The following is a 7,294-nucleotide window of genomic DNA, read 5'->3' as shown; positions in this document are numbered from 1 at the left end:
GGAACGGCGCCGCACCGCGTCGTATACGTAACGTCCGCGAGTACCGGACCGCGTACGGGTTACTTGGTACGGGCACTTGGTCAGGGCCGCCTCCGGTACGGGGGCGGCGGACTGCTGCTGTACCGCGCTCAGCCGGCCGTTCGGACCCACCACGCCCCAGATGGTCAGGGTGATCAGCACCGCGTCGTCGACGCCCTCGGTCGTCATCAGGACCGGGCCGCTCCACTCGCCGCCGACGGCCGGTCCCTGTGCGGCCCGCAGCGCCGACATCAGGATGGGGGCCACGACGCCGATGGTGGAGTAGCGGGGCAACAGCCCGGTCCGGGTGGTCGCCCGACCCATCAGGGAGAGGGTGATGACCAGCGTGTTCTTCCGGCGCAGCCGGTCTTCGAGATGGCCGAAGAGCACTCCGCCGATGGTTCTGGCCAGGAGGCCGACCCGGAAGATGCAGCGGGGTGGGGCCGTCAGCGCTTGACGCGGATCAGCTTCTTGTTGGCGAATTCGTCCATGCCGTACCTGCCGAGTTCACGGCCGATACCGGACCTCTTGATCCCGCCGAAGGGGAGCTCGGCGGCGGTGCCGGGGGCGTCGTTGATGTACACCATTCCGGCTTCGAGGCGGTCGGCCACCCGCAGTGCGTGTTCCTCGTCGTCGCACTGGACGACCGCGCCGAGGCCGTAGGGGCTGTTGTTGGCGAGTGCGATGGCCGCTTCCTCGTCGGCCACCCGGTAAATGAGGGCGACCGGGCCGAAGAGCTCCTCGTGGAAGGCGCGCATCCCTTCGGTCACCCCGGTGAGGACCGTCGGCTCGAACCAGGCGCCGGGCCGGTCGATGCGGTGGCCTCCGGTGAGGACCGTGGCGCCGTGGGCCACCGCGTCGTCGACCTGGGCGGCGAGCCCGTCGGCGGCCGCGACGGAGGAGAGCGGGCCGAGGAAGGTGGCCGGGTCGGTGGGATCACCGGGCTCCACCGCCCGTACCGCGGCGGTGAACTGCTCGACGAACGCGTCGTGGTGCTCGTCGAGGACGATGATCCGCTTGGCGGCGTTGCAGGCCTGGCCCGCGTTGCCGAACCGGCCGATGAACGCCTGCTGGACCGCGCGCGTGAGATCGGCGCCGCCGAGCACGAGGAAGGGGTCGCAGCCGCCGAGCTCCAGCACGACCTTCTTCAGATGCCGGCCGGCGATCTCGGCGACCGCCACCCCCGCCCGCTCGGAACCGGTGAGCGAGACGCCCTGTACCCGCGGGTCCGCGATGACCTCGGCCACCTGGTCGTTGGAGGCGAAGAGGTTGATGTAGCCGCCCTCGGGAAGACCCGCGTCACGGAAGATCTGCTCCATGGCGAGCGCGGACGCGGGGCACTGCGGTGCGTGCTTGAGCAGGATCGTGTTACCCAGCATCAGGTTGGGCGCCGCGAACCGGGCGACCTGGTAGTAGGGGAAGTTCCACGGCATGATCCCCAGGAGCGGCCCGACCGCTTCCTTGCGGACGACGGCGGTGCCGCCCGACGCGACGGTCAGTTCCTCGTCGGCGAGGAACGCGGCGCCGTTGTCGGCGTAGTAGCGGTAGATCGACACGACGATGTCGATCTCCATGCCGGCCTGTGCGACCGGCTTGCCCATCTCCTGAGTGATCAGGGCGGCCAACTCGTCCTTGCGTGCGGCATGCAGATCGGCGACCCGGTTCAGCAGGGCGGCCCGGTCGTCGACGGCGCTGTCGCGCCAGCCGGCCTGCGCGGCGGCGGACGCGGCCACGGCGTCGGCGATCTGCGCGTCGGTGGCCTGCGGGTATGCGCGGACCGTCGTGCCGGTGGCCGGGTCGACGATGGCGTACTGAGTGGTGGTCATGGGGCGTACTCCCTTACGGCAGGGGGATGTTCTGGTCGACGACGACGTGGATGACGGCGGGCCTGCGTTCATCGGTCACCGCCTTGAGGGCGCGCTCGACGGCTCCGGCGGCCTGGTCGTCGGCGGTGACGGTCTCGCCGTGGGCGCCGAAGGCTCGCGCGTACGCGGCGAAGTCGGGGTTGGCGAGTTGAGTGCCGCTGATCCGGCCGGGGTAGTGGTGCTCCTGGTGCTCGCGGATCGTGCCGTACTGCTGGTTGTCCATCAGGATCACCAGGAAGGCCGCTCCGTACTGGACCGCGGTGGCAATTTCCTGACCGTTCATCAGGAACTCGCCGTCACCCGCGACGGCGACGGTCAGCCGGTCCGGGCTCTCCAGCGAGGTGGCGAGGGCGGCCGGGACGCTGTACCCCATGGAACCGTTGCGCATGCTGAGCTGGCTGGGGAAGACGCGGGTCGGCAGATAGCGCTGGGCCCAGACGCAGTGGTTGCCGGCGCCGAAGGTGTACACGGCGTCGTCGGGGAGCCGTTCGACGAGTTCGGCGACGACGGTCGTCATGTGGGCGGTGCCGGGTGCGGTCGCCGGAAGGCCGGCGCCGGTACGGACCTCGGCGGGCAGTGCGGCGTGCCGGGCCTGCTCGTCGCGGGCCTCGGCGGTCCACCGCGTCCAGTCGGGGTGGCCGGTCAGGTCGAGGCCGGCCAGGGCCTCGGTGAAGGTGTCGGGGGCCGCGAGTATCTGCCGGGTGAGGCCACCGCTGCGACCGCGCAGCGTCGCGTCGATGTTGGCGACCACGGTGATGGACGTCGGGGACTGGCGCAGGGTGTAGCCGTCACTGGGTACGTCGGTCAGCACACCGCCGACGCACAACAGAAGGTCGGCCTCCTCGACGCGGCGGGCCAGCGAGTCGAGCCGCCCGTATCCCAACTGGCCGATGTTGACCGGCGAGTCGAAGGGCACCCGGTCCGAGGCGCGCCAGTCCTGGGCGACCGGAATGCGGTGGCGCTCGGCGAAGGCGGTGAGTCCGGCGGCGGCAGCGGGGGTCCAGCGGGGGCCGCCGGTGAGGATGAGCGGGCGTTCGGCGTGGACCAGCAGTTCGCGCAGCGCGTCGAGCTCGGCAGGGGCGACGCCGCCGTCCGTCACGGGGATGACGGGGTGGATCTCCGGCGGTGCGGGGCGGGTGATGATGTCCTCGGGCAGACCGACGACGACGGGTCCGGGACGGCCGGAACGGGCCGCGAAGAACGCCTCGGCGACCAGTTCGGAGGCGCGCTCGGGCTGGTCGAGCAGAAGGACGCGCTTGGCCTGCGTACCGAACCAGGCTCGCGGGTCGAAGTCCTGGAACGCCTCGCGGTCGCGGTGGTCGCTGGGGATGAGGCCGACGAACAGCACGAGCGGTGTGGCGTCCTGCCAGGCGGCGTGGATGGCCACATAGGCGTTGGCGGCGCCGGGGCCGCGGGTGACCATGGCGACGCCGGGTTCACCGGTGAGCTTTCCGTGTGCCTCCGCCATGTAGGCGGCGCCGCCTTCGTGGCGGCAGACGACGGTGGTGATGTCGGAGTCGTGCAGCCCGTCGAGGAGGTCGAGGTAGCTCTCGCCGGGGACGGCGAACACCCGCTCCACGCCGTGCAGGGCAAGGGATTCGACGATGGCGTGACCGGCGGAACGAGTGGGTGCCGGGCCCGATTCGCTGCCCCGGCTCGCAGGGGCGGAGGTGAAGGCGGTTGACGTGACGGTCACTGGGGTGTCCTTCGGGCGGTACGGATGGTTCGAAGCGGATGTCGCGGTGGATCGGACAGTGGACAGTGGCCTGCGCCGTGAACGGTGGTCTGCGCGGTGAGCGGTGCTCTGCGCGGTGAGCGGAGCGGTGCTCTGCGCCGTGAACGGTGGTCTGCGCGGTGAGCGGAGCTCTGCGCGATGAGCCGTGCTCTGCGCGATGAGCCGTGCTCAGCGTGGTGAACAGATGGCCCGCGCCATGAACGGTGATCTGCGCGATGAGCCGTGCTCTGTGTGCGGTGGACGGCGCTCTCCGGGTGGGACGGTGCTCCGTCGGTGAGCAGCGCCCCGCACCGTGAGCAGTCGTCCGCACCGTGAGCGCTCGTCGTCCCGCTGCAAGCGTCGTACGTGGCCGCCCGCCGTGGCCCGAGGCGCACGGCGGTACGGGCGCGCGCGTGGGTGCGGCGGTCCGGTCAGAGCGACCCGGCGGCCACCCGGCCGCCGACGACCGTCGCGCGCACCGAGATCGACTCGATGCCCTCGGGGTAGAACTGCACGGATACCTCGCTTCCGCAGCCGGTTACCCGGCCGCCCTCGCACTGTCCCGTTCAGTATCAGGAGGGTGTCTTCATACCGTCCAATACATAAATGGCAAGGAAGCCATGCAGTTCAGGCATGAAGCATCGAGTACCCCGGCGTGGCTTCAGCCCATGGGCCGGGGCGGCGGAATTACCGCGTCCGGTTGACCTGCGAGGTAGTCCCGCAGACGGAGCGCCATCGACTCGATCAGGTCGGCGGCGAAGTGGCCCGGCAGCCAGGCCACGTGGAGGGGGACCTGCAGCACGTCCCCGTCGGAACCCTCCCGCGTGGACGAGCGGTCGCCGGTGATCCGCAGCCCGTGGGCGCCGAGCCGCGGCAGGTCCGTACTCACTCCGATCCCGTGGCCGGCCACTGCGAGCGCCTCGACGGTCGGACCGTCGTCGCACTCGGTCAGCCGAGCGGGCACCAGCCGCCGCTGCCCCAGCGCGTTCTCCAGCACGGCCCGGCTGACGCTGGACCGCGAGTGCGCGAAGATCCGGCTGCCACAGAGTTCGGCCAGGTCCACCTCCGTGCGCCCCGCGCGAGCCCAGGCGTGGCCGGGCGCGACATAGGCCTTCAGTGGCGAGCCACCCAGGTCGACCGCCTCGAATCCGGCCGCTCGCGCGGCCGGCGAGACGATCAGGTCCGCCTCGTCGAGCAGTTCCTCGTCGAGGTGGAAGTGGCTGGCCTGCCGGGTGAGCAGCGGCGGGTCCGCGGGTCCGGTCGTGGCGATGAACCCGGCCAGGAAGCCGCGGATCGACGCCGGTGTCGCGGCGACGACCAGCTGGGAGACACGGCCCGACCGCAACACCTCGACGGCGTCCTCCATGGTCCGGGTCTCGGCGATGAGCCGCCGGGCCAGTGGTACGAAGGCGCGGCCGGCCGGCGTCAGAGCGAGCCGGTTGCCGCGCGGCTCGAAGAGCGTCATCCGCATCTCGCGCTCCAACGTCTTGAGCTGACGGCTCAGTCCCGGCTGGGCGACATGGAGGGTGGCGGCGGCGGAGGTGATGGTCCCGGCCTCGACGACGGCGAGGAAGTACAGGAGGCGCCGGTAGTTCATCGGCCGATGATAGCGACGCTCGAAGATAACGAAATGATTACGGGTCTGGTCCAAATGTTGGAAACGGTTCACGCCCCGGCCCCTTACGCGGTGTGATCCGATCACCACGGTCGCCGAGTCTCGGACGCGACACCGAGCGCCCCGATGCCCGGTGCCTTACGACCGATCCCGGAGGATCACGTGTCCCTGTCGCGCTCCGCGCGTACGGTGCTGGCCGCAGCCACCGTCGCCGCCGTCGCACTGCCGCTCGTCACCACCGCCGCCCACGCCCAGGACTCCGGGCCGGCCGCCGCTGCCCCGTACGCCGGCCTGCCGTCCGGTACCAAGCAGGCGAAGACCCTGGTCATCGGTATCGACGGCGCCACCTTCGACACCTTCTCGCGCGCCGACGTACCGCATATCAAGCAGTTGATGGCCAAGGGCCTGACCGCACGAAGCAACCTGTACGCCAACCCGATGGCGCCGACCGTCTCCGGTGCCGGCTGGTCGTCCATCGCCACCGGTGTCTGGCCCGACAAGCACAACGTGAAGGACAACGACTTCACGGCTCCGAACTACGGCCAGTACCCGGACTACGCGACCCGGCTGGAGGCCGCCGACCCGGCGACCTCCACCCTGGTCGTCGGCACCTGGAGCCCGGTCCCGCAGATCATCTTCGGCCCGAAGACCGATCTGCGGATACCGGGCGGCAACGACGAGGGCACCACCGCCAAGGCGGCGGACTACCTCGCGCACGGCAACCCCGACTCCACCTTCGTCCACCTCGACGAGGTCGACGGCGCCGGTCACAGCTCCGGCTCCGCGAGCGACGCCTACCTCAAGGCCCTGAACACCGCCGACGCCCAGGTCGGCCGGCTGCTCGACGCCGTGGCCTCGCGACCGACGTACGCGGACGAGGACTGGCTCGTCGTCGTCACCGCGGACCACGGCCACACGCCCACCGGCGGCCACGGCGGCAACACCCCGCTGGAGCGCGGCACGTTCGTGATCGCGCAGGGTGCGGGCATCGAGCCCGGTTCGGTACGCGACGACGTCAAGATCACCGACATCGCGCCCACCGTCCTGCGTCACGAGGGCGTCGCCACCGACCCCGCCTGGAACCTCGACGGCACCGCGCTCACCGAGCTGAAGCCGGATGCCTTCGACGCGCTGCGCGGCTCGCTCCGTACACCCGTCGACGAGACCGGGATTCCGGCCGGCACCAAGGGGTGGACGAACACCGCGCCCGAGGGCTGGTCCATCGACAACTCGAAGATGCCGGCCGGCGGCGTCACCGAATGGCGCGGCTGGTCCTTCGCCACCGACGAGTTCTGGACCAACGCCGAACGCGGCCAGGGACGCGAGACGAACGTCCGCGCCCGCAATGTGTTCGCCGTCGCCGATTCCGACGAGTGGGACGACAGGGCGCACGACGCCGGACAGTTCGACTCCACGCTCGTCAGCCCCGCGTACCGGCTGAACGGGGCCGCGAAGGCTACCGTCTCCTTCGCTACGAACTACCGCGTCGACGGTCCGCAGACCGGCGATGTGTACGTCGCGTACGACGGTGGCGCCCCGCAGCCCGTGAAGTCGTACCGGAGTGACACCAACACCGTCGAGCGCCTTGAGCTCACCGTTCCCAAGGGCGCGAAGTCGGCCCGCCTGAGCTTCCGTTACACCGGTACGAACAGCGCGTTCTGGACCGTCGACCGGGTCGACTTCGGACAGCCCGACCCGCCGTCACAGCTCGCCGTCGCCTCGCTGAAGGCCGAAACCGAGCTCCAGGGCCGGCCCGGCTCCGACGCCGCCTGGAAGGTCACGGTGAAGGGTGCGGTGACGACCGCGCAGGGCGAGCCGGTGAAGGGCGCGAAGGTCACGGCCGAGCTGACAGCCGGTGGCACGGTGCAGAAGCTGACCGGGACCACGAAGAAGGACGGTTCGGTGCGCTTCAAGGCCACCGTGGGACGGGGCGTCGCCGAGGCCACGCTGACCGTCACCGATGTGCGCTACCAGCAGCTCACGTACTTCGGGGAGCTCGACCCGGTCCGCACCCTGGACCTCACCCGCCCCGCCGGCCGGGGCTGACCGGCCGGCCGGGCCCCGGACTCACCGCCCGGGGCC

The 7,294-nt window shown here is 70.9% G+C and carries 4 protein-coding genes and 1 pseudogene; 1 reads left to right on the top strand and 4 read right to left on the bottom strand.

Annotation, left to right across the window (positions count from 1 at the left end; translation table 11 throughout):
- The 4 genes and pseudogenes from ACFU8Q_RS36995 to ACFU8Q_RS36980 form a co-directional block, all read right to left on the bottom strand.
- Positions 1 to 408, bottom strand: a pseudogene (locus ACFU8Q_RS36995) (hypothetical protein); the annotation flags it as partial.
- 56 nt (positions 409 to 464) lie between these two features.
- Positions 465 to 1,844 carry an NAD-dependent succinate-semialdehyde dehydrogenase gene (locus ACFU8Q_RS36990; protein WP_384463195.1) on the bottom strand — a complete coding sequence of 460 codons (1,380 nt, stop codon included), beginning with the start codon at positions 1,842 to 1,844 and terminating at the stop codon, positions 465 to 467.
- 13 nt (positions 1,845 to 1,857) lie between these two features.
- Entirely contained in the window at positions 1,858 to 3,579 is a 1,722-nt protein-coding gene (locus ACFU8Q_RS36985) for a thiamine pyrophosphate-dependent enzyme (RefSeq protein ID WP_384463192.1), read from the bottom strand.
- A 679-nt stretch (positions 3,580 to 4,258) separates the two neighbouring features.
- Positions 4,259 to 5,194 (bottom strand): LysR family transcriptional regulator, encoded by a 936-nt coding sequence (locus ACFU8Q_RS36980; RefSeq protein WP_384463190.1) that lies wholly within the window; start codon positions 5,192 to 5,194, stop codon positions 4,259 to 4,261.
- Positions 5,195 to 5,374: 180 nt separating this feature from the next.
- On the opposite strand from ACFU8Q_RS36980, the gene ACFU8Q_RS36975 reads away from it, so the two are divergent.
- Positions 5,375 to 7,258: an alkaline phosphatase family protein gene (locus ACFU8Q_RS36975; RefSeq protein WP_384463187.1), complete on the top strand. Its 1,884-nt coding sequence runs from the start codon at positions 5,375 to 5,377 to the stop codon at positions 7,256 to 7,258.
- Positions 7,259 to 7,294 lie beyond the last annotated feature (36 nt).

Source organism: Streptomyces sp. NPDC057543, from assembly GCF_042801895.1.
Lineage (GTDB): Bacteria > Actinomycetota > Actinomycetes > Streptomycetales > Streptomycetaceae > Streptomyces.
This window is presented reverse-complemented; position numbering and strand designations above follow the sequence as displayed.